3 protein-coding genes are annotated in these 2,910 nt (G+C 51.9%); all 3 read left to right on the top strand.

What is annotated here, in order from left to right:
* Positions 1–537: TRAP transporter large permease subunit (locus tag SY1_RS03790; protein WP_208872753.1), on the top strand; the 537-nt coding region annotated here is incomplete at its 5' end.
* Positions 538–595: 58 nt separating this feature from the next.
* Entirely contained in the window at positions 596–1,627 is a 1,032-nt protein-coding gene (locus SY1_RS03785; protein ID WP_208873968.1) for a DctP family TRAP transporter solute-binding subunit, read from the top strand.
* Between the two features lie 960 nt (positions 1,628–2,587).
* On the top strand, positions 2,588–2,910 hold a 323-nt coding region (locus tag SY1_RS03780; protein WP_208872751.1), incomplete at its 3' end, for a PhnD/SsuA/transferrin family substrate-binding protein.

Here is a 2,910-nt window from a genome sequence, read left to right as displayed (position 1 = left end):
TTTCTGGTGGAGTACCTGATCTATCGCTCCATCAAGCTCGCCGACCTTCCGAAAATCGCTCTCAGGACCGGAATCGTCACGGCGATCGTGTTCATCCTCATCGCCATGGGGCAGGCCTTCTCCTGGACGGTTTCGTTTGGCCGGATTCCCAACATGATCCTCCCTCCGCTGCTGGGAGCCGAACCTTCCGCGGTCCGCATCCTGCTCGTTTTGACGCTCGCGTACTTCCTCGGGTGCATGTTCGTGGACCCCATCGTCGTCATCATGATCCTGACGCCTATCTTTAAGCCGGCGATCACGGCTTCCGGTCTGGACAACGTCCTCATAGGCATCATCGTCACCCTTCAGGCCGCCATCGGTTCGACGACGCCGCCTTTCGGGTGCAACATCTTCACGGCCATGGCGATCTTTCGTCAGAAGTATGTGGATGCGACGCGGGGATCGTTTCCCTTCATCGCCATTATGATGGTCGTATCGCTCCTCTTGATCTTTTTTCCTCAAATCGCTCTGTTTTTGCGGGACCTTTCGGTCCGTTAACGGCGTGCGCAGGGTAAGGTCGTTTTACGAAAGACAACACGAGTTGAAGGAGAGGTTGATGAAAGTGAAGAAGTGGTTGCTTGTATTGGTGTTGAGTCTGTCTCTGTTCGCGTCCCCGTCGTTTGCGGCCAAGTACAACTGGCGTCTGGCCAACGAGGAGATCGCAGGCAGCGTCTCGGACCTCTACGCCCAGGAGTTCGCCCGGCTGCTCAAGGAAAAATCCGGCGGGGAAATTCAGTTGGACCTCTTTCCCAGCGGCACGTTGGGGACGCCCACGGAGATGTTCGAGCTGACCCTGAACGGAGCCGTCGAGTTCTGTTTGATCGGGCCGGGGCAGTGCAGCGCCATCGTCCCCGAGAATCAGGTCCTCCTGCTGCAATTCCTGTTTTCGAGCGACGAGGACAAGAACGAGCGCTTTTTGGCAACGAGCCGCTCTTTGAACGAAAAGCTCAACTCCATCTACGAGAGCAAGGGCGTCAAGGTCCTGAGCTTTTTCAGCGAGGGCGCCATGTACTGGTCGTCCAACACGCCAATTCGCAACCCGGAGGACTTCAAGGGCGTCAAATTCCGCGTCATGCCCTCCGAGCTTCTGGTTGACGTTTACAAGGCCTACGGCGCGAGCCCGGTGCCCCTCTCCTTTACGGAGGTCTACAGCGCGCTTCAGCTCAAGATGCTGGACGGCGAGGAAAACGCTCCTTACATCATTCAAGAGATGAAGTTCATGGACGTCCAGAAGTACCTTATAGCGTCCAAACACAATATCTACGTGATGCAGAACATCGTCAACAAAAAGTTCTTCGACGGCTTGCCGGAGGATATCCAAAAGATCGTTCTGGAGAGCGTTGCGGAGACGCGCCCTTACGTGGATAAGGTGCAGCGGGAGCTCAACGCCAAGAGGCTGGATATGATGCTCAAGGAGTTCAAAGACGGTCAGGAATTGATTCAGCTGACGCCCGAGTCGTTCAACGCCTTTCGTGAGGTCGCCAAGGGCGCGGACGAAAAATACTACGAGCTCTCGCGCAATCCCGAATTCGCAAGAGAGCTGCTGAAGACGCTGCGCGAGGAGATGGCGGAGGTGGAGAAGCAATAGCGCAGACCACTATGGGGAAGCGCTGATAATTTACGAAAACTGTTCCTGTGACCGCTGATTGCAGGTTGTCCGACAGCGCTTCTCCGGAATTTTACGTAGGCGTAACAAGGCGTCATTGCCTTGTTACGCCAGCTTGATGGCGTCGCAAAACCTTCAACGTTTGCGCAGATTGGCTGCCCGTTACGCTTAGGCCGTGATCTTTGCCCTCACTTTTGCCCTCACTAAGAAAAACAAGTCACCTGAATTGAATCTGCGTTTTTTCGGAAATTTTACCTCCCGTTCCTGAACGTTGAATTTAAGGTACAACGACACGACGGCACATGGTCCTCCCCAATCCACAGGTTGAGACAGTTTTATCGAGGATCGAGCCCGTTCCTGCACAAGTCGAGCTGACTCCGCTCTTTCTCTCTTCAGGTGCAAAAAAACGCGCAAAACCGGTTTTCGACGCACGTTAAAAATTTTACCTGCGGATTTGAGGTCCTTGACATCGCTTGTTCCTTTTGTTAAAATCGTCAAAATTACGGAAGTAATCTATTCCGTCAAAAACTTTTCAGGAAGGAGGATTCTTGATGCGTTGCGCTGAAACGTGATGTGCGGTCGTTCATGCACGGGCTGCATTTTTATCTCGGTTCGGAGAAGACGCTTAAGGAATCCTCTGTACTTTCCTCCTCGGTACAGGACAAGAAGAAACTCTTGCCTTCGTCATTCAGTTCGAACCCTTTTATTGTTTCGCAGCGGTTGTTGCCCGTTGCTGGGGTCATTATGCTTGTGTGCGTCGTTTGAAATGCTTTACTTGACTGCCAAACTGTTTCAAGTTTGGTGACGAAGATTTGACGGGGACATTTTAAACGGCCGCCAAAAACGGTTTTCTATTGCCTCTGCTCATAACTCGTTTTTGGGAATTTTTCGTCAAATATCTTAATGATTTTGACGAAAGTTGTTATCGAAAGGAAGACTTCGATGAAAAAGTCATGGGGTATCGTTCTCTTGGCAGCGCTTGTTCTTATGGGGATTGCAGTGGTGGTTCTGCAGAAAACGGACACAGGTAAAGGACTCCTTTCAACGTCTACGGCGCTCTCGGAAGACGGGGAAGGGAACCGTGAGGAACAGATTGAGAGCAAGTGCATCAGAATTGGAGCAACACCGGGTGAGGACATAGCGAAGATCACCAGCCAATATGAAGTTTTTCTGAAATTTCTGGAGAAAAAACTGGGCTATAAGGTGGAGTTGTTTACCGCAACGGACTATGCAAGCGTTATTGAGGCGATGAGGTCCAAGAAGAT

Source organism: Fretibacterium fastidiosum (genome assembly GCF_000210715.1).
GTDB lineage: Bacteria > Synergistota > Synergistia > Synergistales > Aminobacteriaceae > Fretibacterium > Fretibacterium fastidiosum.
The sequence above is the reverse complement of the archived record's forward strand: the minus strand, read 5'-3'. Positions and strand labels throughout refer to the sequence as shown.

Excerpts from the sequence above, each read along its gene's own strand:
- SY1_RS03785 (WP_208873968.1), top strand. The coding sequence starts at position 596 with ATGAAAGTGAAGAAGTGGTTGCTTGTATTGGTGTTGAGTCTGTCTCTG.